At 60.6% G+C, this 21,314-nt stretch carries 21 protein-coding genes; 10 read left to right on the top strand and 11 right to left on the bottom strand.

Features of this window, described 5'->3' with window-relative positions:
• Positions 1-1,088 precede the first annotated feature (1,088 nt).
• On the bottom strand, positions 1,089-1,901 hold the full coding sequence (locus P3T25_RS14270; RefSeq protein ID WP_154560552.1) for a class I SAM-dependent methyltransferase: 813 nt from the start codon (positions 1,899-1,901) through the stop codon (positions 1,089-1,091).
• A 494-nt stretch (positions 1,902-2,395) separates the two neighbouring features.
• Here P3T25_RS14270 and P3T25_RS14265 point away from each other — a divergent pair, with 494 nt between their 5' ends.
• On the top strand, positions 2,396-2,671 hold the full coding sequence (locus tag P3T25_RS14265) for a hypothetical protein (RefSeq protein WP_168435699.1): 276 nt from the start codon (positions 2,396-2,398) through the stop codon (positions 2,669-2,671).
• Between the two features lie 49 nt (positions 2,672-2,720).
• On the opposite strand, the gene P3T25_RS14260 is transcribed toward P3T25_RS14265, so the two are convergent.
• Entirely contained in the window at positions 2,721-3,092 is a 372-nt protein-coding gene (locus tag P3T25_RS14260; protein ID WP_154560551.1) for an H-NS family nucleoid-associated regulatory protein, read from the bottom strand.
• Positions 3,093-3,097: 5 nt separating this feature from the next.
• A complete protein-coding gene (locus P3T25_RS14255; RefSeq protein WP_154560550.1) occupies positions 3,098-3,340 on the bottom strand; it encodes a hypothetical protein in 243 nt (80 codons plus the stop codon).
• Between the two features lie 1,216 nt (positions 3,341-4,556).
• On the opposite strand from P3T25_RS14255, the gene P3T25_RS14250 reads away from it, so the two are divergent.
• The 4 genes from P3T25_RS14250 to P3T25_RS14235 all read left to right on the top strand — a co-directional run bounded on the left by P3T25_RS14250 (position 4,557) and on the right by P3T25_RS14235 (position 7,531).
• Positions 4,557-5,132 carry a phasin family protein gene (locus P3T25_RS14250; RefSeq protein WP_154560549.1) on the top strand — a complete coding sequence of 192 codons (576 nt, stop codon included), beginning with the start codon at positions 4,557-4,559 and terminating at the stop codon, positions 5,130-5,132.
• A gap of 712 nt (positions 5,133-5,844) precedes the next feature.
• Positions 5,845-6,093 carry a hypothetical protein gene (locus tag P3T25_RS14245; protein ID WP_154560548.1) on the top strand — a complete coding sequence of 83 codons (249 nt, stop codon included), beginning with the start codon at positions 5,845-5,847 and terminating at the stop codon, positions 6,091-6,093.
• A gap of 153 nt (positions 6,094-6,246) precedes the next feature.
• Complete coding sequence (locus tag P3T25_RS14240) at positions 6,247-6,492, top strand: hypothetical protein (protein ID WP_154560547.1); 246 nt, start codon at positions 6,247-6,249, stop codon at positions 6,490-6,492.
• 796 nt (positions 6,493-7,288) lie between these two features.
• Positions 7,289-7,531 carry a hypothetical protein gene (locus P3T25_RS14235; protein ID WP_154560546.1) on the top strand — a complete coding sequence of 81 codons (243 nt, stop codon included), beginning with the start codon at positions 7,289-7,291 and terminating at the stop codon, positions 7,529-7,531.
• Here the strand turns inward: P3T25_RS14235 and P3T25_RS14230 are convergent.
• The 3 genes from P3T25_RS14230 to P3T25_RS14220 all read right to left on the bottom strand — a co-directional run bounded on the left by P3T25_RS14230 (position 7,514) and on the right by P3T25_RS14220 (position 9,068).
• Complete coding sequence (locus P3T25_RS14230; protein ID WP_372342492.1) at positions 7,514-7,717, bottom strand: GDCCVxC domain-containing (seleno)protein; 204 nt, start codon at positions 7,715-7,717, stop codon at positions 7,514-7,516. The two genes, P3T25_RS14235 and P3T25_RS14230, sit on opposite strands and share 18 nt — an antisense overlap.
• A gap of 150 nt (positions 7,718-7,867) precedes the next feature.
• Entirely contained in the window at positions 7,868-8,107 is a 240-nt protein-coding gene (locus P3T25_RS14225; RefSeq protein ID WP_266238473.1) for a DUF2442 domain-containing protein, read from the bottom strand.
• Between the two features lie 673 nt (positions 8,108-8,780).
• Positions 8,781-9,068, bottom strand: coding sequence for a DUF2442 domain-containing protein (locus P3T25_RS14220; protein ID WP_154560544.1), 288 nt, complete (start codon positions 9,066-9,068; stop codon positions 8,781-8,783).
• Between the two features lie 251 nt (positions 9,069-9,319).
• Here P3T25_RS14220 and P3T25_RS14215 point away from each other — a divergent pair, with 251 nt between their 5' ends.
• On the top strand, positions 9,320-9,793 hold the full coding sequence (locus tag P3T25_RS14215; RefSeq protein ID WP_154560543.1) for a PRC-barrel domain-containing protein: 474 nt from the start codon (positions 9,320-9,322) through the stop codon (positions 9,791-9,793).
• A gap of 219 nt (positions 9,794-10,012) precedes the next feature.
• A complete protein-coding gene (locus P3T25_RS14210) occupies positions 10,013-10,933 on the top strand; it encodes an autotransporter domain-containing protein (protein WP_168435700.1) in 921 nt (306 codons plus the stop codon).
• Between the two features lie 4 nt (positions 10,934-10,937).
• Here the strand turns inward: P3T25_RS14210 and P3T25_RS14205 are convergent, their stop codons facing one another.
• Positions 10,938-12,047, bottom strand: a complete 1,110-nt coding sequence (locus P3T25_RS14205; protein WP_154560541.1) for a porin — start codon at positions 12,045-12,047, stop codon at positions 10,938-10,940.
• A gap of 355 nt (positions 12,048-12,402) precedes the next feature.
• Between P3T25_RS14205 and P3T25_RS14200 the strand changes: the two genes are divergently transcribed.
• Complete coding sequence (locus P3T25_RS14200; protein WP_429358264.1) at positions 12,403-13,338, top strand: DMT family transporter; 936 nt, start codon at positions 12,403-12,405, stop codon at positions 13,336-13,338.
• 65 nt (positions 13,339-13,403) lie between these two features.
• On the opposite strand, the gene rsmA is transcribed toward P3T25_RS14200, so the two are convergent.
• From rsmA to P3T25_RS14180, 4 genes are all read right to left on the bottom strand, one after another.
• The gene (rsmA, locus tag P3T25_RS14195; protein WP_154560539.1) at positions 13,404-14,276 is read right to left on the bottom strand and encodes a 16S rRNA (adenine(1518)-N(6)/adenine(1519)-N(6))-dimethyltransferase RsmA; all 873 of its coding nucleotides are present in this window, start codon (positions 14,274-14,276) and stop codon (positions 13,404-13,406) included.
• 140 nt (positions 14,277-14,416) lie between these two features.
• Positions 14,417-15,427, bottom strand: a complete 1,011-nt coding sequence (gene pdxA / locus P3T25_RS14190; protein WP_154560538.1) for a 4-hydroxythreonine-4-phosphate dehydrogenase PdxA — start codon at positions 15,425-15,427, stop codon at positions 14,417-14,419.
• 5 nt (positions 15,428-15,432) lie between these two features.
• Entirely contained in the window at positions 15,433-16,794 is a 1,362-nt protein-coding gene (locus P3T25_RS14185) for a peptidylprolyl isomerase (RefSeq protein WP_174825289.1), read from the bottom strand.
• Between the two features lie 67 nt (positions 16,795-16,861).
• Positions 16,862-19,219, bottom strand: coding sequence for an LPS-assembly protein LptD (locus tag P3T25_RS14180; RefSeq protein WP_154560536.1), 2,358 nt, complete (start codon positions 19,217-19,219; stop codon positions 16,862-16,864).
• 222 nt (positions 19,220-19,441) lie between these two features.
• On the opposite strand from P3T25_RS14180, the gene P3T25_RS14175 reads away from it, so the two are divergent.
• Both P3T25_RS14175 and murU read left to right on the top strand, forming a co-directional pair.
• Positions 19,442-20,533, top strand: a complete 1,092-nt coding sequence (locus P3T25_RS14175; RefSeq protein ID WP_429358263.1) for an aminoglycoside phosphotransferase family protein — start codon at positions 19,442-19,444, stop codon at positions 20,531-20,533.
• A gap of 3 nt (positions 20,534-20,536) precedes the next feature.
• Positions 20,537-21,250 carry an N-acetylmuramate alpha-1-phosphate uridylyltransferase MurU gene (murU, locus tag P3T25_RS14170; protein ID WP_429358262.1) on the top strand — a complete coding sequence of 238 codons (714 nt, stop codon included), beginning with the start codon at positions 20,537-20,539 and terminating at the stop codon, positions 21,248-21,250.
• The last annotated feature ends 64 nt before the right edge of the window (positions 21,251-21,314 follow it).

The raw sequence follows: 21,314 nt of genomic DNA, 5'->3' as shown, positions 1-21,314 counted from the left end.
GACACAAACGTCGCGGTCAGTGCGGCGTCGGCTGCCTTAGGCGTCCTATCCGCCGTTTGCCGATGTCGACGAAACCGAATCATGGGTCGTTGCGGAGCCGGCCGCACCGGCACTCTCGCCACCCCCGCATCCCGCTAATGCAGATGTAACCAACATCGCGATTGTCAATGCCCGCAATGCTCTGTTGACGAGTGGGACCGAGTCGCGTGGCTATCGAAGAAAAGGCAGGTGGCCTAGCCTGCCTTTTCCCTAGCGGAAGCCGCGCAAGGCAATGGCTCACGCGAACGGAGCCGACGTGTTTGCAGTTGGTACGGTCTCAACTCACGGGCAACGCGCGAGGAAACGGTCGAGGTTCTGCTCGGCGTTCCTGCCGTCGCCGACGCGATACTGCGCTGCGCGCATTGCTGCAACCAATTCCTGCCGACTCCTGCTATCAGACGCATTTTCATGTTCACCCCTTGATTGCGACCAAGTATTCCTCCGCAGTGTTTCGGGGATACTTGCGGCGGCACATCCGCCAATCCGAAAAGCGAGTTGCGCCCTCCGTCCTCATTGAGACGGGGAGAAATCTATCGAGTCGGTTGGTTGGTCGAGAACGCGGAGCAATGTCTTTGATTCAAAGCGCGATTGCCGCAACCAGGACCAACGTTATAGGAGGGAGGACTGCGTCACTAAGCCATTGCTTGGCGGTTTAGTGCTGGCAGATAGGTGCTGAAGCGTCGCACTGAAGTCTGCCCGTGGTGACTTTATGAGTCTGCAACCGCATTAAGACTGAGTTGCAAGATTTGTTATAGTCCGGCGATGAGGGGATTACAAGACACCAACGTGACGACTCTTTGCAAGACGTTCAGGACTGTGTCCCCTGCCTTCTAAGGTGCCGGTGCGACCAGGCAAACGTATTCCAAGTTGGCTGCCTCTACAGTGCCCTCCTTCGAGCCCATGGCCATAATTTACCAGGCTCGCCGTTGACCCGACTTCCGGCGGATAACCACGTACGAGCTCCGCTAAGGGTCCTCCTCTCTAACGAAAGTTTCTCCTTTTTTGCACCGGCCCACATAACCCGGATTTCGCTACCCACCAACGACTGTTCAGGGCTTCCTCGCTGAGGCGAGCACACACGGCATCGGTACTCGAATCTCTCCGTCGCTTTGATACGCGGCCGCGTCTTCGGACACCGATTTTTGAATCAAAGCCAAGGCCTCCGGCGACTGAGCTTTCAAAATTGCGGCGATGCGCACGCCGCCGCGCATCAGCAGGTCGAAAGGCGTTTCCGGCATGCAGATACGCAACGTCTGGCTGATTTCCTGGACGTGGGGCTCGTCAAATCCCGCTGCGACCAATACGCGTTCACATTCGTGCAAGTCGCTGAACCGGAAGAACGGCGGCCCAGGGGGTAGTGGAACATCCAGTCGACCGTGCGCCTCGATTGCCTTGAGCACCATCGCGAATCCGACGGCTTTGTCCGGTGTCGCCCACACAGTGAAGCCAATCCTGCCGCCGGGGCGGAGCACCCGAAACGTCTCGGTGAGTGCATTCTCCGGATGGGCGAAGTGCAACATCCCGAAGCTGATGCCAACGGCGTCGAAACTCTCGTCGGGAAAAGGCAGGTCTTCCGCGCTGCCAATACGGAACGTGAGCCCGGGATACATGCGCCCGGCCTGTTTGACCATCGCCTCCGCGAAATCGACACCAACAGCATCGGCGCCGCGTTGCGCGGCCGCGGCAGCGAGATAGCCAGGGCCCGATGCGACGTCCAGGAAACGGCCCCCCGGGCGGACTTCCAGTGCATCGAGCAGGGCGCTATTGGATTGTGTGGTCAAGTTGCCGAAATACGCATGGTAGGGCTGCGCGACCTTCTCCCAACCTTGGTGCTCGAAAGCACTGAAATCGTCTTGTTCCATTTCAGCATCTCCACGCTTCGTCGTGCTCGCACAAAACGATGTCGGACCAGCATGTCGTGCTCGGTCATCTTCAGGGTGAAAGTCAGACCTCCCGTCGAGGGGCCGCGACGGGTCCGCACATCACACTCTGTTATAGGTCTCCAGCGTTGCAGTTCAACGAACATTCAATGCGGCTCTAGACGCTGTGCAGCGGTGACCAGCTCTGCCACATTTGCGCTGCGGCGAACGGATATCGATGTTTTGCACGCCTGGCAACACAGGCTATTTGCAAGTGTTGGCTTCGCGTCTGCAACCATGATTCATGGTGTTAGCCGGGGCCCAACACTGCGGCATCCTTTCCACCCTCCGCTTACCGGGTCCCGCCGGTGCAGCGCAATGAAGCCTTTGTGTCACAAGCGAGACGAGCGAGCGGTGATTGCCGGGCATACTCATTGCGTCGTTGTGACAGCCCGTCACTCGAGTGGCGCTCAGACTACATCTCACTGGAGACAAACGTGCTGGCAACGAAATCGTGCACTGCAACCTGCGTCATTGACGGCATAGCCGTCACGCTCACATTCTTCCCTGACACTGGTGTCTTGCGAATTACCGACACCACTGGTGTCCGCTTAAGGGAGATAAGGTGGGCCGCTTCATGGCATAGCCTTGTCACGACATTCCGCGAACTCAGCGAAACACCGGTAGAGGACCGTGCCGACCCTGAGACGCTCTTCGGTCGTCAGAACCGCGGCTTCGGGCGCATTGAAGAATCGATGGCCACGTTTAGCTGAGGTTGCGGAAATTCGAGCCATCGTCTCACGTCGTGATGCAGTTGGTTGTCTAAGTCGCGGTGACGTCGCGACGTTTGTTGTAAGCGTGGGTTCCATCCGTTGACTCGGGCGTTTGCGTCAGAGTGCTTGTAGACCATGGCCTGACGATAAGGAATTCCCGAGAGTCCTTACCATCCAGCCATTTGGGGCGTGTGCCCCATCCGGTCCAGGTTTGCCCGGTTTCTGGGTTCCTGTATCGCGGTGGGACGGGAGGCCGTCCACGCTTCCGGCCAACCAACTCACTCGGCGCGATACCATATTCGCGCATCAATGTGCGAATTTCCTGGATGGCGGCATCGCGTTCGATACGCCGTGCGCTTTCAATGCGCTTCTCAAGCTCAGCCAGGTCGGCCGAGAGCTCCCGATAGGTCTTCTTGCTCATAGCTCTCACTGCAAGTTCTTCGTGAGTTGTCTCCGGAGGGTGACCGCTAGCTGTTGCAGAATGTCAGGCAGCAAAACCTGTGCGTCCAGTGGTCCCACAACGGAGTATCCCGAGCCGGCGTCGCTGTCGAGAACGATGACGGCAGCGCAGCGCGCGCCCATCAGTTGCCGAACGTGATTGCACGCGGCATCAAATTGTCCGGCAGCTTCGCCGCCCTGCATGACCTTCGACTCAATGTTGTCGGCCATCGCGTCCTCATTAGGAAGTGAACACTCGGCGGACATTGTATGCCGACGGGGCGCAGTCAACGCTACACGAGATTGCCTCTCTCTGCTCCGAGAACATTTTGCATGAGCTAATCCAATGCATATCAATGCGCTGTCTCTCGTTGCCAATCCATCGGGTTACCAGGCATCCGAGACGCTTGCGTCGAGCGGGCCGTCCCAATAAAAGAGTCCCGTAAGAACTGGGGCTAACGTGTCCGACGAAGTTCACTTCAAGTGAAGAGGTTAAAGACACGAGTCGCGATGTCATTTAGACGCAGCATATCCCTAAAATCCAGATGGGCGGGGCCGCGGTCGGATGCAACCAGAATCTGCACGGCGGACTCCTTCATGCTCTGCCTTCGACATGCTCGTGCCGACACGGAAGACAACTGGTTCGCGCGTCATGGCTACGAATGAACGCTGGTCGAGGGGAGATTGCATCGGCGAGCGCCACTCTGGGGTTGGCAACAATCGTCCCCAATATCGGAGGACTTTCCGATGAACGCTACGAAGCAGTGGAGCACCAAACTCACTGGCGACCTGGACTCCCCTGCCATCTATGTTCGCGTGAAAGACCGCAGATGAATCGTCGCGGGCGCCACGCCGACCGAGGTGCGAGCACCAGGACGCATCTGGACTCACAGGGTACCAACTCGTGAGCCAAAGATTCCCACGAAGAGCGGACTAGGCGACATGGGTCTGCCCTGTTGCAAAGCCAGTAACCGTCGAGATTGAGAACGGCGGCGAGACGCGTACAGGCGTTCAGCGGCGGAACAGTGATTCCGCGTCGCCAATATTGCACGTCGTCTTCACTCACACCTAGACGCACGCGCCGCCAACGACTTTGCGCTTCGAGTTAGACAGCACTCCATAACGGCTTCGGCCGGCTGACTGCAACCCTTTTTTGCGGCGTTGCACACACCTAGGTAAATGTTCATGTATTACCTCCAGGCAAGGCTCCAAGGGTTGGCCGGGTTTTCCCTGGCTCACCGTTGTGCGCCAATACCAACGGGGCATTCAGCGTCTCCGGTACACGCCGCGCGTCACCGCAACGCAGCAAACGATTGACATTCGCACACCCAGTCCTAAAATGAGTCATGTTGCATCGCACCAACTTTCCTACTCCGTGGCTCGTCGTTTGTAATGCCGTTCGGCGGTGTTCCGAAGACTTGCCACGTCCACCCTTATGGAGTTAGTGATGAGCAGTCTCGCCCCTGAACAACTTTTCGCGGCGCAGAAGGTCGTTTTCGAAACAATATCCGGACTCCTGAGCAAGTTTTTCGGTGGCATTGAAAAGCTGGTTGAGCTGAACCTGCAAGCGGTCAAATCGACGCTCACCGAAAATCAGGAAATCACGGCCAAGGCGCTTTCGGTTAAAGACCCACAGGACTTGTTCGCTCTGCAGGCCAGCTATACGCAGTCCGTGACAGATAAAGCGCAGTCGTACGGCCGTAACGTGTACGAAATCATCTCCAGCACGCAAGGTGAATTCGCGGCGGCGGCTGAAGCGCAGTTCCAGCAGTACTATCGCGAGACGCAAGAGTTCGTCGACAAGTTCGCGAAGTACGCACCGGCCGGAAGCGAAACCGCCGTGGCAGCATGGAAGACATTCATCACGACGGCCAGCGAAACGGCCAGCACGACGTATGAAGCTGCCAAAAACGCTACGAAGCAAGCGGTTGAGATTGCCGAAAGCAATGTTAGCGCTGCGTCGTCGGCCTCGGCCAAGCGGACTCGACAGGCCGTTGTACCAGTCGCCGCCGCTGAGGAGTAACAGCGTTTTTGACGTCGGCCACCGTCGTCTAATTCTTCAAGCGAGCCCCTGCTCGCTTTTTTTTGCGCGCGGCCTTCTGGAGCACGGCGGCGTCCAGCGCGCCTCGGACGGCGTCATGGAGCAGTGGCCTGAGCTAAAAATTTGCAGGCATGGTTGCGCGGGTAGCGACCGTTGCTTCGTTGCGTTGCTTCCACTGTCAATCATGCGATTTGACCAGACTCCTTGTGGCCGAAACTTCGTCATGCCAAGTCCAATGGGGCACGACCGAACCAACGGGAGCGAGGTTGAAGGAGAAGCGGATGACCACCGCAGAAAAGTCTTTGCATTTGCTGGTTGAAAAATGGCTGACGCCAACTTCCGCGACGCCAGTTCGGGTAACCCGATTCGGTCGCACAGCCTCTAATGGGAGACGTTATGTATGCGTTGAGGCACTGCGACCCGAAGGCCCGGTTGCACTCTTTTTCTTCCGGCACGATGACGGTACCTGGCGCGTGTTCCCGCCTGAGAGCAGGAGCTAACAATACGTGCTTACACAAGTGCCGTGTGATTGCGTTAGACGTCGCCGCTCGCTCCGCCCGGACCGAGCGGCCGCGCCCAGCCACAGCGGTGCTAATACTACCGGGTGTTTATCATGTATGCGTTCTCTCGGCGCTGGAGGTGCACGCGGCCGGAATCGCGCCTTGGGTAGCGCTATTTTGTCGCAAGGAGCCATATGCTCACAGTAAGGAAGCCAACTGATGAAGCACTTGCGCTGGAACGAGTGGTGAATGCGGCTCACGCAGTGCAAGCTGCGCTGACCGCTCTTAAACCGCGCTTTGCTTCGGATGGAGACGGACAGCCGTCGACGCTGGAGCTGGTGGCGTTCGAAGTCTCGATGCAAGAACTGAAAGACGCGCGCGAAGCGTTTGACATCCTCATGTCCCGCACGTCAGGCGAAAATTCGACAGCGACGCATCTGTAGCATGCAGCTCGTCACCGGTTCACCCGTTGATTGTGACGTCCCGCAGCAGGCAGCGTCGTAGCTCAACTTGGCCGGTGGGTGCAGCCGACGCCGCGACGAATGTTCGGCCGGGCAATCGAACCCCGATGAAATGCAAGCAATGGGAGATGTTTCATGCGTATCAACGGTGCGACAGGCACGATGATTCTGATGACTGAGCGAGACGACACGACCGGCCAAGACGTGCGCGTCTTGCGCTTGGAAGCAGCGGCAGACGGCAAGGCCGTCCTGCTCATCGACGTCGACCAACGGAAGCCTGGCATTCATCGCGAAATACGCTACGAGATTACTGCCGCAGAGTTGATTGCAGCGATTCGTGCGCATGGTGCTGAGTTGCCCGGGGAGCAGCCCAATCCGTGAAGTACGCTATAACTCGGGGCCGATGGACCAGCACCGGTGTTCCACCGCCCACTACGTCCAACCTGGCCGCAACCCGGAATGGCGCGCTGGCGAGCCAACGGCTTACGAGCGTGTCGCGTTCCCAGGTGCGATTTCCCGAACCGCTAGTGACATTCCGTACAATGGGCATTCAATTGCGCCGGCAAACCCTGTGGGACCGTTATTGGCAGTTAAACGTTGAACTCAGACACGCATCATCAAACCCTTGGCGTTGCGAGCACCGCGACGACCGGCACGCCTCTGTGCGGCACCATTATCAACCTCCCCATCATCAGCTTCACCATCACGAGCGCTCGCACGGGTAAGCATCGCGCGCGAACAACGCAGGCTCCGGTAGAGAACGGTTTGCCCTGCTATGGGAAAACCGTTTGTCGGCTTTACCGTCTAGGTCTATACGCGCACCGCCAGGTCTAGCTCTCACTCTTGGCCACTAACTAAGGCTAACCATTCACTTTTTCGCAGCGATGCGGGTAGCCGCGCGTCCCATCGAGGAGTGACCGCGGAGGCGCAGATGACAGAATCGTAATCTGCCGGTCAGCACACGGTCAGTTTAAAAGGTCAATATAAGGACATTGCCTTGTGGACTGGGGGTGCCGACCTATGCCGGTCCTGCATTGCTACCCCTTCCGGGTAGAGACATCATGAAACTCGTTGCATGCAAACGACATTTTTAACGAGCCAGGCATACGGATGGTGAGCATCGCCTTGGTGCTGGCCGACTCGGTGAACTGCACAGTCTGGCCACAGGAGGTTCAACATGAAACTAGACGCCAGCACGTTTGTGCGACTGCGCCGTCTCGCTCCGGTTCTCGATGACGTACTCAACGCGCGCGAAGTCGAGCATGCAGACCAGTCCGTAGACCTTGCTTCACTTGCTCAGCTATGCTCACAGTTGTTCAACGCGTACCACTGCGAACACCCGGACGAGATTGCGCAAGCGCGACTCGACGCTCTCGAGTCGCAGCAACACACTTCATCTGACCTAGCCCGAGCGGCATGAGTCTGACTGCTGCATCGGGAGGCACCTGTTGGTGCCATACGAGCAGTACACGCGGCAGTCCCCGCGTTTCCGCCGGATAACCGACTTGCAGTGCTCGCATTCGTAAAACCACGCACAGGCGTTGACAGACATCGTCTCGTCTTTCCTGTGTCCGCACGCTGGACACAGGATGGTGGAATTCAACACGACCGCAGCCACAACTGCTCCTGCTCAACACGGGACAGCTACCTTCACTGGACATGGTTCAGCGTAGTACGCGGCGCCCGCCACCAACTCATGTGGGAGCAGTCAACCAACAACGCAACTGCGGGCTACCTGAAACCACAACGTCGAACGCTAGCGACCCGCGTTCTCGGGCCGATATGAAAGCAACGCGGGAACGTTCACGTCTTCATCTATTTCAGGCCAGAATATCTGCTCATGGTCGAGGGAAATGGCAAAGTGTTCGCGTTCGGCTGCCGTCGCTGCTTGCAGCACCGGAAACCAGTCCAGTGGAAATTGAATAGCCGGACCGTCGGACATGTCGAGAAACAGGTGCATGCTGTCGAAATGCACGTCCACCGCAGCGCGGTTCATGGTTATCTCCTGAAAGCGGAATCATCACAAAGATAGGTCGCGGCCGAGCGGCATTCAAGAACGAATGTGATTCGAGAATCCACAGGAAAGCTCTGGGCAGAGTTGGCCATTGGTCCGTACACATGGGAGTCAAGACTTATCCACTTGCGTTGCGGGAAGCACGAGTTATCCACAAAATCTGTTCGCAAATCTGTGCATAATTCGCCCGAAGTTGTTCATCGGACAGACCAGCGTCAATGCCGGACTCCCGGCTCAAGCCGGCGCCCGCGTAACTGCTAAGCAGCGGACGTTGCGGCATCGACTGGAAAATCCAGCCCTTCGAATTCATAGACGAACATTTCGTAGCCTGCTTGCACGCCGAGCTCGTCCGACCTTTATCAGATGATTCTATGTGCAGACACATGGACGCAACACCGACTCCCTGAGGGGATGCTGCGATGAGAGCCGCAGAGGCTTGGGCCGACGCCAACGGGGAATGGCGTAAGAGAACAGACGAAGAACCGGCGTCGTCGCTTGACCCTCTACCGCGGAGGCGGCGGGTCGCTTTTTCGCAGACTAAGGAACGGGTGCGGACGCAATTGCGATGCACGAGATGTCATCGGGCAAACGCTCAGGCATTGATTTTCCGGTTCCGTGGAAAAGAGCCCCCGCTCGACACGCTTTGCCCCGTCCATCAACCGAGCGGTCTGTGAGCCCGAAGCCGGAAGCTTGTGTAGAAGCGCTCGCGCCTTATCGTATTGGACAGGAATGAAAGCAGCGCGGCAACGTTCAGGTCCTCATCGATTTCAGGCCAGAACAGCTGCTGTCGGTCCAGCGAAATGGCAAAATGCTCGCGCTCCGTTGCCGTCGCCACCTTCAGAACAGGAAACCAGTTCAGTGGGAATCGCACGGCCTGACCGTCGGACAGGTTGAGAAACAGATGTGTATTGTCGAAACGCACGTCAACAACGACGCCGTGCATGGTCACCTCCTGAACGGGAAGCATCTGAACGACAGACTGTCGCAGGTTGCGCTCAACAAAAAACGCTGACAAGTAAGTTGCCCCCAGCATCGGGATTGAAGTGGGGTGTCCTCTTCACCTGGGGGCAACCCATTGATGGCGATAGCAACGCCGCCCCCTCGAAACTCTCGCAATGACCCCACTTCTGCCGCCGCCGGCTCGGGAACACCGCTTGCGCGCCACTGCAGTACCTTTTTCGAAGGGGGTAAATCATGGGCTCAATCAACCCGCAAGGTGGCACCCAACTCGGAGCCGGCATCGTCGGCGGTGGTATGGGCGAAGGGCCGGGGCCGGATGTCATGGCCGCAGCAACGCTCGATGGGAACAAGGTCATGTCTTCTGACGGCGAACACGTGGGGAAGATTTCAGACATCATGCTGGACGTCCGGAATGGACGCATCGCCTATGCCGTGCTTTCTGAGGGCGGTTTCCTCGGAATGGGTTCTAACCTGCACGCCATCCCGTGGAGTGCATTAACTCTCGACACGGACGAGAAGTGCTTCGTCGTCGACATTGCCGCACAGCGCCTCAAGGACGACCCGGGTTTCGACAAGGACCACTGGCCGACGATGGCGGATGCGAAGTGGGGAGAGTCAACGTACAGCTACTATAACCGGCAGCCGTACTGGTCTGCGACCCATGAAGTGGTGGAAAACGACCCTGCCATCAGGCCGAGCGAGCGCTGAACACCAACGGGTAACCCGTGCCAGCAGGACGGCTAGTCTTTCACTCTAGAGCGTACGCCACCGCGACCCACCGCGGTGGCGTAAACGCGTGGCTCCAGCGACCAGGCGCGCGCAAATAGCTTGGTGAACTCGGCCATCTGGTGCATTACTTCGGTCGGAAATCGCAGGTTGCACTCATGGTTCTGCTCGTAGAGGTGAGTGTCCCGGTAACCATACAAAATTATCAATGAGCCGCAGCAAGTCCGTCTCGTCCGGGCGGGTACCTTCCATGACCGCCAGGGCGATCAGTTGCTGTTGAACGAAAGCGGCCCGCTCGCCGCCGCATGGTCGCGTGTCTGGGGCGAGCACACCTCACAGAGCAACAGTGGCGCCGCCAACCCCGAATTCAGCGGCACGATGGCCGGCGTGCAAGTGGGCCAGGATATCTACGCGGATCGCAGCGCAAGCGGCCATCGCAATCACTACGGCTTCTTCATCGGCTTTGCCCGCGCGCAAGGCGACGTGAACGGTTTCGCGCTCGGTTTCCCCGATCTGTCGGCCGGGCGGCTGTCGATCAATGCCTACAGCGCAGGCGCCTACTGGACGCACATCGGTCCGGGCGGCTGGTACACCGATGCGGTCGTGATGGGTAGCTCTCTCACGCTCGATCCATCGTCGAATCAGGGCATCGGTGCGAGCACGCATGGGCATGCCGTGACGACCTCGCTGGAAGGCGGCTTGCCGATTCCACTGCGCGCCAATCTCAGTCTCGAACCGCAAGCACAACTGATCTGGCAGCACGCATCGATCAACGATCTCAACGACAGCATTTCGAACGTATCGTTTCACGCGGCAAACGGCCTCGTCGGTCGGCTCGGCCTACGCCTGCAAGGCAGCTTCGAAGGCGCGGGTGCGCAATGGCAACCCTATCTGCGCGCGAATCTGTGGCGCTATTTCAATGGCACCGATAGCGCGACCTTCGCCGGCACAACCGTGATTCCCACCGATGTCGCCGCCACGGCCGCCCAGTTCGGCATCGGCCTGGTCGCGCATTTGAGCGCGCGCGGCAGCGTATTCGCCACCGCGAGTTACGCCATGAACGTGAACGGCGAACACCGCAGCACGGTAGAGGGCAATCTGGGCGCGCGCTGGAGTTGGTAAGGGTTCAGAACTGATGCCGCATGCCGGCCATCAGACCGATCTGGCTACCCTTCTGCGCAAGGCCGATACCGTTGACGCCCTGCAACTGCGCTCCGATCAGGTCGCCCCGGTACAGCGAATAATCGCCTTCCAGATAGATATCGGTACGCAGGGACAGGTTGTAGTCGGCGACCAGTTGGTACTGCCATGCCGAACCGTTCTGCGCGGCGGTTTTGCCGTCCTGCAGCGTGCGCCAGACATTCGCTGCGAAGTGCCACTTGTTGCTGACCTGCTGCGTGATGCCGCCCATGATCATGCGGCGCCGCGAAAAGTCCGTGTATTTGAGCGCGGCCAACGCGGGCGCGGTGAACGGCCCGTTGGCGAAATTCGAAAAGCCGGCGTCATTCTGATTGACGATATAGCCGACGGAGAACCGGGTCAGGTTCCACGTGTACGACCCGCCGAAGGTCCACGCTTTAGCGGCGGCGCCGTTGACCGAATCTTTCGACTCCTGATACGCGCCGCCGAAGGTGAACGGCCCACCCGGTGCATAAGCCAGTGCCATGCCGATCTGGCTGCCGTACGAATTGCCCGCGTTGCCGCCGAATGCATAGCCGGCGGCAACATGGAAACCGTTATATTTCGCCTGATACTGCACCTGGTTGCTGGTCCAGATACCGCCTGTCATCGTCACTTCCGGCTGGAAGTTGAAATCGTACGGAATCCAGATATTGCTGCCGTAGCCGCCGATGGTAATGCCTTCGATCATCACGTTGTACTGACGGCCGAAGATCACCTGGCCAAGGGAATCCGAGCGCACACCCACTTGCGCCTCATTGAAGAACGGCAAGGTGGGATCGCTTTGGCCGGTATTCATGTAGAAACGGTTTTCGAGCTTGAAGAACGTAGACCAGCCGCCGCCCAGATCCTCGACGCCCCTTATCCCCCAGCGGCTTTCCGTCATGCCGCCGTTACCGAGTCCGATCGACGAATCGCCGGCCTGGTTTGCGTGGGTCAGGTAGTGCACACTTTCGTCGATCACGCCGTAGAGCGTCACGCTCGACTGAGCGTGCGCCATTTGACACGCCAGTGCCGCCGGCACGACTGCCATCGCCCACCTGCTTACGCGCTTCATTTCGTCTCCTCATACAGATTCCCGCTTTTCACGGATATTTCGACACCGCCACGTCTGCTGCAAAGTACCGGCACGCTGTTCATTTGAGGCCGCGCAAATCGACAGGCAGGATGCGAAGTCCGCGTCGGAACCTTGCACGACAGCCAATTCAGGCTGTTTGAATAAGCTGACGAAATGCGCGTGGGTGAACCTTAGCGCGAAATAGGGGCTGTCAGAAAATAGTCTGACGTAAGTGTTGTTATGTCATCGAAGTGCTTGCAGCCTGAAAGAAGCACGCGTAGGCGATGGGGTCATCGCATTGCGGGGCAGATGGCTTTGATATCGTATGACTTATGGCAGCGACCCAACAAAATCCATGAGCACCACCGCCCGGCCCACGCGCCGCACCCTGGATAGCTTCGCCATCCTGCTGATGATCGGCTTGTGCGCGATCTGGGGACTCCAGCAAGTCGCGATCAAGAGCACCAACGCGGCACTGCCACCGGTATTCCAGGCGGGTTTGCGCTCGGCAATCGCGACTGTGCTCGTATGGGGCTGGGCGCGCTCGCGCGGTACGCCGCTCTTTCGCGACGACGGCACATTGGGCGCCGGCTTGCTCGCGGGCGTGCTGTTCGCGGGCGAGTTCGTGTGCATTTTCCTTGGCCTGACGCTGACCAGCGCTTCGCGTATGGCGGTCTTTCTGTACACCGCACCGTGCTTTACGGCGCTCGGGCTGCACTGGTTCGTCGACGGCGAGCGGATCCGGCGCATTCAGTGGCTCGGCATCCTGGTGGCGTTTGCGGGTATGGCGCTGGCGTTCGCCGACGGCTTCCCGCATGGCCACGGGGCGCAGGGCTCGACGCTGAAGGGCGTCGCCGGCGACGCGCTCGGCGTGCTGGGCGGGATCACATGGGCCGCGACGACCGTGGTGGTGCGCGCCACGCGTCTCGCTTACACGAGCGCGAGCAAGACGCTGTTCTATCAATTGGCGGTGTCGGCGGTAGTGCTGCTCGCGCTCGCGCTGGGGCTCGGGCAGGCACGTGTGGAAACCGTCACGCCGCTGGCGGTGATGAGCCTCGCCTACCAGGCGGTGATCGTGGCGTTCGTCAGCTATCTGCTGTGGTTCTGGCTGTTGACGCGTTACATCGCGTCGCGCCTGTCGGTGTTCTCGTTCCTGACGCCGTTGTTCGGCGTGACCTTCGGCGTGCTGTTGCTGGGCGAGTCGTTCAGCCTGCGCTTTCTGATGGCCGCGGCGCTGGTGCTGGCCGGCATCGCGCTGGTCAATCTGCCGGCGAAGCGGGTCGCCGCTTAAGACGTGGGATGTTTCACGCGCGCTGCAGGACGCAGCGCGCTTCCTTCAAGACCGTGCAACGCAACTCAGGCGTCGTCATTCCCGGTTTCCGCGGCCGCGGCGCCGCGCGCAGGCGAAGCCGCCACGATCTGCGCGACGCGCACATATTCGGCCACCGGTACATCTTCAGCGCGGCGTTGCAGATCGAAGCCCAGCGCCTCGAAATCCACCGAGTCACGAAACGCGGCCAGCGTATTACGCAACATCTTGCGGCGCTGCGAGAAAGCCGCCGTCACCACTTCGCCGAGCACACGCTCGTCCACGGCCGGCAGTTCATGCAGTTCGTACGGGATCATCCGCACGATCGCCGAATCGACCTTCGGCGGCGGGTTGAATGCATCAGGCGGCACGTCGAGTTGCTTGTCGATCACGTAGCGGTATTGCAGCATCACCGAGAGGCGGCTGAACGCCTTGGTGCCCGGTTCCGCCACCATCCGCTCGACGACTTCGTTCTGCAGCATGAAGTGCTGATCGATCACGCGATGCGCGAATGCGGTCAGATGAAACAGCAGCGGGCTCGAAATGTTGTACGGCAGATTGCCGACAATACGCAGCGACGCCTTCTCGCCAGGTGCGGCCAGCGTGCCGAAGTCGAACGCGAGTGCATCGCCCGCATGCAGCTCGAGCAGGTCGCCGAATTTTGTCTTGAGGCGGCCGATCAGATCGCGATCCAGCTCGACGGCGTGCAACGGCGCTTCGGGCGTCGCCAGACGCTCGATCAGCGGCTCGGTGAGCGCGCCGAGCCCCGGCCCAATCTCGACCATGCGCTCGCCGCGCTGCGGCCGGATCACGTCGACGATCGAATCGATCACGCCCATATCGACCAGAAAATTCTGTCCGAAACGCTTGCGCGCGATATGGCCTTGGTGCCGGCCCGGTTGCTGTCTGCTGGTGGACATCGAAGAAACGCTAAAAAAAGAACTGCCTAAGAATTGGAACAAACCAGGAATACACGCAACGAATGCGCAACGATCGCGCAAACGTCAAGCACCCGGAAGACCCTGGGAAGCGCGGACGAAACCGCGCCGCGATCGCTGGCTCAGCCCGCGCGGCGGTGTTGTGCCATCGAAACCGCCGTATCGATCGCGGCGATCAGACTGCCCGAGTCGGCACGGCCGGTGCCGGCCAGATCGAGCGCGGTGCCGTGATCGACCGAAGTGCGGATGATCGGCAAGCCGAGCGTGATGTTGATGCCTTCGCCAAACGTTGCGTACTTCAACACCGGCAGGCCCTGGTCGTGGAACATCGCCAGCACGCAGTCGGCCTGCTCCAGATAACGCGGCTGGAACAAGGTGTCCGCCGGATAGGGGCCAGGCGCGTCGATGCCCTGCTCGTTCGCGAGCTTCAGAGCGGGAGAAATCACCTCGATTTCCTCGCGGCCCAGATAACCGTTTTCGCCCGCATGCGGGTTCAACCCCGTCACGAGGATGCGCGGCGCAGGCAGACCAAAGTGGTGGCGCAGATCGTGATCGACGATGCGCAGCGTCTCGACGATACCTTCGATCGTCAGCGCGGCGGACACGTCTTTGAGTGGCAGATGCGTGGTAGCGAGGGCAACGCGCAACGGACGCTTGCCGGTGCCGGCCAGCATCATCACCACGCGCGGCGTGTGCGTACGTTCGGCGAGATATTCCGTGTGGCCGGTGAACGGCACACCGGCATCGTTGATGGTGCTTTTTTGCAGCGGCGCTGTAACGATGGCGTCGAACGTGCCGGCCATGGCGCCATCGATCGCGCTGTCGAGCAGATCGAGCACGTAGCGGCCGTTGGCGGCGTCCAGCTTGCCGGCCAGCGAGGGTGCGCCGAGCGGCCGATGCTGCACCCGCACGCGCTTGCCGTCCGCCACCAGAAGAGCCCAATCGACACCTACCGCACGCGCGCGGTCAGCCAGCAAATCCGCATCGCCCAGCACGGTGAACTCCGCACCGGGCCAATGCGTCGCCGCGCCCGCCAGCGCCTGCGCGGTCAGCTCGGGACCGACGCCGGCAGGCTCGCCGGTCGTGATCGCGATCTGCAACGGAAGGCTGGTGGACTGCGCGGCGGTTGTCATGACGTTTATTGCGTGCTCGTCAGCTGCGGCTTCACTTCCACATAGGCGGTGTCGCGCAGTTCGCGCAACCAGTCGGCGTAGGCCTGTTCCGCCTTGCGCTGGCCGATTGCCTGACGCGCCAGATCCATCTGCTGCGAAACCGAGCCTTCCGATTCGCGACGGCTCAGCACCTGAATCAGGTGATAGCCGTATTCGCTGCGCACCGGGTCGCTGATCTGACCGTCCTGCAGGTTGTTCATGGCGCGCTCGAATTCCGGCACCGTCTCGCCCGGGCTGATCCAGCCGAGGTCGCCGCCTTGCGACGACGAACCGTCTTGCGAGTAGGTGTGGGCGAACTTCGCGAAGTCGCCGCCTGCGGCGATCTGGTTCTTGATTTCGAGCAGCTTCTGACGCGCTTGCGGCTCGGACATGCCGTCGCCGACGCGCAGCAGAATGTGGCGAACGTGCGTCTGTACGAGCTTCGGTGCGTCGGAGCTGGCACCCTGGCCCGTGCGACGATCGACGAGGCGCACGATTTCGAAGCCGTCGTTGGTACGGATCAGATCCGGGCTGACCTCGCCCGGACGCAGCGCCGAGGCGGCCTTGACGAACTCAGGCGGCAGCTTGGACGGCGTCACGAAACCCGTATCGCCGCCTTTCGACGCGTCCGGCGCTTGCGAATTCGACTTCGCCAGCTTTTCGAAGTTGCCGCCACCCTTGGCTTCGGTGAGCAGGGCCTGAGCCTTTTTCTGCGCGGCTTCGATGTCGGTTTCCGAGGCGTTCAGCGGCGCCTTCACGAAGATGTGCTGAAGGTGCAGATCGCTCGTCAGACCGGCGTTCGGTCCGCGCTGGCTGGCGATGTAGTTCGCGACCTCGGCGTCCGACACCGTGACCTTGCTGTCCACTTCCTTCTCACGCAGACGCGAGAGCGTGAGTTCGGTGCGTGCGTCGCTCGTGAAAGTGGCCCAAGGCACGCCTTGCGCCTCGATACGGGCACGGTAGGTGTCGAGTGTCAGGTTGTTCGCCTGCGCGAGCCGCTCGAGCGTTTTTTGCACAGCGGCGTCGTCGATGTTGATGCCGTCTTCTTTCGCCTTCTGCAACTGGATGCGTTCCAGCACCATCTGGTTGAGCACCTGCTGGCGCAACTGGTCCATCGGCGGGACCGGCGCGTTCTGCTGGTTCAGCCGGCGGGTGATCAGGCCGATGCGGTCGTCGAGCTCGCGCCGCGTGATGACACCGTTGTTGACCACTGCGGCGATGGTATCGACCGTCCGGCCGCTATTGCCGGACAGCGCCTGCGCCTGAACCGGCGCAACCGACAGGAAAGACGCCGCGGCGACAAGACCGGCCGCAAGCGTTGCCAAGCGAAGCTTTTTCATGATTGCCACAGATACTCCAATGATGTCGGGCGCGCCTGGCCCGTCTTTTCGCATTCTATAAATGATCGGGCGAGCGTCATTCGTAATTGGTGAAACGCGCTTCCGGCGGCGGCGGCGGGGGCAACGGCGTATAGCCCGCCACGCTGCTGCGGAACGCGGAAATCAGCCCGTTGTCGACGCTCGACAAGCCCTTGAACGTCAACTGCGCGAGAAACCGCGTGCTCGACTGATTCTGCCCCGACGTATTCAGACCGTTCGCATAACGCTGGATCCCGGCGCCGAGCGTCCAGCAGTCGGCGTCGTATTGCAGGCCGACCAGACCGTCGACGATCCGGTGCCCGCCCAGGTCGTAATTGAAACGGCCTACCCCGTACACACGGTGCGTCAGCGGCCACTGCCCCGAAATCAGCACCTGGTTGATCGGCTGGTTGTCCAGCGTGGTGTTCGCGCGGGTGTAGCGATACGCGACATTGATCACCTTGCCGCTGGCCGGACTGAACCCGAAGCCGATGCTCGTCTTCGTCAACTGGTTGTTGTCGGCATTATATTGGAACGCCGTTTCCGAAGCGAAACCGGCCCCGAGCTTGAGCGACGCACCCGCGATCAGGTCCGAATGCGTGGCCTGCGTGCTGGTCTGCGTAGGCAGCAGCGTGACGCGCTGGTCCCGAAAGTAATACTGCTGCGCGATCACGAAACGCGCGCGTTCGTCGCCCGTGGCCGGGTTGATGAAGCGCGTGGTAAGCGCCGCGGTCAGACGGTTCGCGTCGGCGATCCGGTCGTTACCGACGAACGTGTTCGGCGTGAAGATTTCCGCCAGTCCGAAGTCGGAGTCGGCCGTATCGAACAGCGGCGCGTTTTCCTGGTTGCGGTACGGCGTGTAGACGTAGTAGAGCCGCGGCTCCAGCGTCTGGATGTAATCCTCGCCGAAGATCCGCACCGAACGGTCGAAAATCAGCCCGGTGTCGAAGGAGAGCGTCGGGATCGACTCGGTGAAATTCTTCGGCGTACCGGGTGTGGCGATATTGTTCAGGTTGTACGACGCAAAGTGCCACTGCACCTTCGGCGTAACGAAGTAACCCGGCCCGACCACCGAATACGACAGGTATGGGTTGAACATCACCCGCTGGCCCTGGGTCGTGTCCGCGGTGGTGATGCGGAAATTCGTGTAGTCGGCTTCCGCGCCGTAGTCGAAGCCGCCGACGTTGTACTTCGCGTACTTCACGTTCAACTGCGGCTCGCGGCCGTACGGCGCCGTGGAAGGCGTCAGCGTCTGCCAGTGCTGTTCACGGGCGAGCACGGACCACGGGCCGTTGTTATAGGTCACCCCGGCTTCCTGTTGATACAGAAGCTGGGTGCCGTTCTGGAACTGACTGACCGACGACGACAGGTCTTCCGGATACGTGTTGTCCGAAACCTTGTTGTAGTAGATGTAACCGCCGAACCCGTTGCCGAAGTTCTGGTTGTGCTGGATGTACAGCGCGTAGCGGTTGGTCTTCGTCAGTCGGTCGTTCGGCAGGTATTCACCGGTGATCGAGCCCGAATAGGTGGGCGACAGATAACGGAAGGTCGACTGCAACTGCACGCCGCGCTTCGAGATCAGCCGCGGCGTCACTGTCAGGTCGCGATTCGGCGCAATGTTGAAGTAGTACGGTACCGACAGTTCGAAGCCGTTCGACGAACTGATCGAGAACGTGGGCGGCAGAATGCCGCTGCGCCGATCGCCCGACAACGGGAACGACAGCCACGGCGAAGCGAATACCGGCACGCCCTGGAAGAACAGCACGCTGTTGTACGCGACGCCTTCGTCCGCGCCGGTGTCGAAATCGAACTCGCTGCCCTTGAGATACCAGCCTGGATTGTCCGTGCACGAGCAAGCCGTGTACGTGCCCTTCGTGAACACCGAGCGCTCGCTGTCGAGCAGATCGACGCGCTCCGCGCTGCCCGAGCCCCCCGTCACATTGAAGTGGTACTTCGGCGCGGACATGAAGCCTTCACTCGAGTCCACCCGCATATGCGCTTCCGGGCCGGCGAACGTGGCGCCGTTGTTGTTCAGGTGAACCTGGCCGTATGCGTCGGCCATGTCCGTGTCCTGATCGTAGTGCAGCGCGTCGGCCTTGATCACGAAGGTATTGCGCCGCACCTCGGCCGAGCCTTTCGCGGCCATGTCCTGGTCGGTGGTGCCGCTCGTCGTGTCGCCGAGCACGAAGGTGGCCGCCTTCTGGCCTTCCGGCAATGGATGTTCTTCGAGCTGCGGGGCGAGCTGCATGCCCCATGGCGCGTCGATAGGCTGCGGCTGCGCGGCCTCCCCCACCAACTGGGCGTGCGCAAGCGCGGGCATCAGGCCCGGAACGGCGATCAACGCCGCGACGAGCCGCCTTTTGCGCGGCACTACAGCACAAGAGGGAGTCGTTTGGGAAAGCTGTCTAGGCGGCATGTATCGTTTGGCGAATCGGCCCGTCCGTCAGCTTTTGTAGTCACGATCCACCGCCTGCACATCCCGACCGTGACAGTCGGCTGCACATCAATATTTACAATCTGTCGAACGATGAGGCGGGCGGTAAAGCGGAACACGCGAAAGCTGGCGTGAGTCGCGTCAAAAAAGTCGTGGGGTATTATATGGCAAGACGTTGCCCCTCTGAATTTGCCGCCGGTTTTCATGACGCTGCCCCCTGCCAAAAACGCTACCCAAGATTCCTCCGACAGCCGCCTTGAACTGCTCAAGGCCTGGCTGAACGCCCACGCAGCGCGCTATGCGCTCGATCTCGACACGCTTCTCCCGGCTTCGTCCGACGCCAGTTTTCGCCGCTATTTCCGGCTTGCCGGTAAGGCGGCGGAAGGCGAAAGCGCCGGCACCCTGATCGCCGTCGATGCCCCGCCGCCCGAAAAGTGCCGCGAATTTGTGCAAATCGCACAATTGCTCGAGGCCGCCAACGTGCATGTGCCGCGCGTGCTGGAGGTCGATTTCGACGCCGGCTTCATGCTCGTCACCGATCTGGGCACCGATTCGTACCTCGGCGCGCTCACCGGGGCGCAAAGCGGCGATGACCCGCGCCGTGCCCGCACCTTGATGCGCGACGCGCTCGACGCGCTGATCCGCTGGCAGCTCACCTCGCGCGAAGACGTGCTGCCGCCGTTCGACGAAGCCTTCCTGCGCCGCGAGATGGAGTTGCTGCCTGAGTGGTTCATCGGCCGCCATCTGGGCCGCGAGGTCGACGACAAGACCCGTGCGCTGCTCGATCGCACCTTCGCGCTGCTGATCGCGAGCGCCCGTGCGCAACCGCAGGTGTTCATGCTGCGTGATTTTATGCCGCGCAATCTGATGGTCGCCGCGGCCCCCAACCCGGTGAATCCCGGCGTGCTGGACTTCCAGGACGCGGTGTACGGCCCGATCACTTACGACGTCGCCTCGTTGCTGCGCGATGCCTTCCTCGGCTGGGACGAAGAATTCGAACTGGATTGCTTCGTGTACTACTGGGAGCGCGCGAAAAAAGCCGGCCTGCCGGTCGATCCGGATTTCGGCGAGTTCTACCGCCAGCTCGAATGGATGGGCCTGCAACGGCACATCAAGGTGCTGGGGCTGTTCTGCCGGATCAACTACCGTGACAGCAAACCGCATTACATGAAGGATCTGCCGCGTTTCATCGGCCATGCCCGCAAGGTCGCGGAACGCTATGCGCCGCTGCGTCCGTTCGCCAAGCTGCTCGACGAGCTCGAAGGCCGCGCGAATGAAGTCGGCTACACGTTCTGACCGATGACGATGTCTCTGAAGAAAGCGATGATTTTCGCCGCCGGGCGCGGCGAGCGCATGCGTCCGTTGACCGACACGTGCCCGAAGCCTTTGCTCGTAGTGGGCGGCAAGCCGTTGATCGTGTGGCAGATCGAACGCCTCGCGCGCGCCGGTTTTCAAACCATTGTGATCAATCACGCGTGGCTCGGCGAGCAGATCGAGGCCGCGCTCGGCGACGGTTCGCGCTGGGGCGTGCAATTGCGTTATTCGGCCGAGCATGAAGCATTGGAAACTGCCGGAGGGGTCGTGCAGGCGTTGCCGCTGCTCGAAGATGACGGAGCTAGCGAAGTGTTCGTCGCGGTAAGCGGTGACGTATACGCGGATTTCGATTACGCCGCGCTGAATGCTCGCGCTGAGACGCTGGCGGCGTTGCGCGAACCCGGCATGCATCTGGTGATGGTGCCGAACCCGGCGTTTCATCCGAACGGCGACTTTGGTCTGGTCGACGGCGTGCTGTCGCTCGAGGCGCAACCGCGCTTCACGTTCGGCAATATCGGTCTGTACGACACGCGCATGTTTCGCGATCTGCCGCGCGGCACGCGGCGCGCGCTAACGCCTTACTATCGCGAGACGATTGCAAACGGTCTCGCGAGCGGCGAGTTGTATGAAGGCTTGTGGGAAAACGTCGGTACGCCCGCGCAACTGCAGACTTTGGATCAGCGTGTGAGCGCGCGCTGAGTACAGCAGGGTGTCGAGCGGCACCGTGCGGTATCGTGCGATAACGCGGCGCCAACGCCGCCGC

The sequence above is a fragment of the Paraburkholderia sp. GAS32 genome, from assembly GCF_050434225.1.
Lineage (GTDB): Bacteria > Pseudomonadota > Gammaproteobacteria > Burkholderiales > Burkholderiaceae > Paraburkholderia > Paraburkholderia madseniana.
This window is presented reverse-complemented; position numbering and strand designations above follow the sequence as displayed.

Coding starts and splice junctions, on each gene's coding strand:
- P3T25_RS14270 (WP_154560552.1), bottom strand. CDS start 1,901: ATGGAACAAGACGATTTCAGTGCTTTCGAGCACCAAGGTTGGGAGAAG.
- P3T25_RS14260 (WP_154560551.1), bottom strand. CDS start 3,092: ATGAGCAAGAAGACCTATCGGGAGCTCTCGGCCGACCTGGCTGAGCTT.
- P3T25_RS14255 (WP_154560550.1), bottom strand. CDS start 3,340: ATGGCCGACAACATTGAGTCGAAGGTCATGCAGGGCGGCGAAGCTGCC.
- P3T25_RS14250 (WP_154560549.1), top strand. CDS start 4,557: ATGAGCAGTCTCGCCCCTGAACAACTTTTCGCGGCGCAGAAGGTCGTT.
- P3T25_RS14245 (WP_154560548.1), top strand. CDS start 5,845: ATGCTCACAGTAAGGAAGCCAACTGATGAAGCACTTGCGCTGGAACGA.
- P3T25_RS14240 (WP_154560547.1), top strand. CDS start 6,247: ATGCGTATCAACGGTGCGACAGGCACGATGATTCTGATGACTGAGCGA.
- P3T25_RS14235 (WP_154560546.1), top strand. CDS start 7,289: ATGAAACTAGACGCCAGCACGTTTGTGCGACTGCGCCGTCTCGCTCCG.
- P3T25_RS14225 (WP_266238473.1), bottom strand. CDS start 8,107: ATGAACCGCGCTGCGGTGGACGTGCATTTCGACAGCATGCACCTGTTT.
- P3T25_RS14220 (WP_154560544.1), bottom strand. CDS start 9,068: ATGCACGGCGTCGTTGTTGACGTGCGTTTCGACAATACACATCTGTTT.
- P3T25_RS14215 (WP_154560543.1), top strand. CDS start 9,320: ATGGGCTCAATCAACCCGCAAGGTGGCACCCAACTCGGAGCCGGCATC.
- P3T25_RS14205 (WP_154560541.1), bottom strand. CDS start 12,047: ATGAAGCGCGTAAGCAGGTGGGCGATGGCAGTCGTGCCGGCGGCACTG.
- P3T25_RS14200 (WP_429358264.1), top strand. CDS start 12,403: ATGAGCACCACCGCCCGGCCCACGCGCCGCACCCTGGATAGCTTCGCC.
- rsmA (WP_154560539.1), bottom strand. CDS start 14,276: ATGTCCACCAGCAGACAGCAACCGGGCCGGCACCAAGGCCATATCGCG.
- pdxA (WP_154560538.1), bottom strand. CDS start 15,427: ATGACAACCGCCGCGCAGTCCACCAGCCTTCCGTTGCAGATCGCGATC.
- P3T25_RS14180 (WP_154560536.1), bottom strand. CDS start 19,219: ATGCCGCCTAGACAGCTTTCCCAAACGACTCCCTCTTGTGCTGTAGTG.
- P3T25_RS14175 (WP_429358263.1), top strand. CDS start 19,442: ATGACGCTGCCCCCTGCCAAAAACGCTACCCAAGATTCCTCCGACAGC.
- murU (WP_429358262.1), top strand. CDS start 20,537: ATGACGATGTCTCTGAAGAAAGCGATGATTTTCGCCGCCGGGCGCGGC.